Source organism: Chromohalobacter sp. HP20-39 (assembly GCF_033052815.1).
In the GTDB taxonomy this organism is placed as follows: Bacteria; Pseudomonadota; Gammaproteobacteria; order Pseudomonadales; family Halomonadaceae; genus Chromohalobacter.
Genome location: NZ_JAWHTP010001043.1, coordinates 1 through 245 on the forward strand (window position 1 = coordinate 1; position 245 = coordinate 245).

Consider the following 245-nt stretch of genomic DNA (forward strand, 5'->3'; position numbering starts at 1 on the left):
GTTCAATGCTGATCCCGTTCGTTACTCTGCTGGTTTTCGGCGTGCTCACTTACTACGTTATCGGGCCGGTGATGTCCGACCTCATGGGCGGGCTGCTCCACTTCCTGAATACCATTCCTCCATCAATGAAGTTTGCGGCAGCGTTTCTGGTCGGTGCGATGCTGGCGTTCGATATGGGCGGCCCCATCAATAAAACCGCCTGGTTCTTCTGCTTCTCACTGCTGGAAAAACACATTTATGACTGG

Annotated in this window: 1 protein-coding gene; it reads left to right on the forward strand. The window is 53.1% G+C overall.

The window, feature by feature from the left end; genetic code table 11:
* A partial coding sequence (locus tag RVY79_RS21095; RefSeq protein ID WP_411161781.1) for a PTS transporter subunit EIIC occupies window positions 1-245 on the forward strand: 245 nt, incomplete at both ends.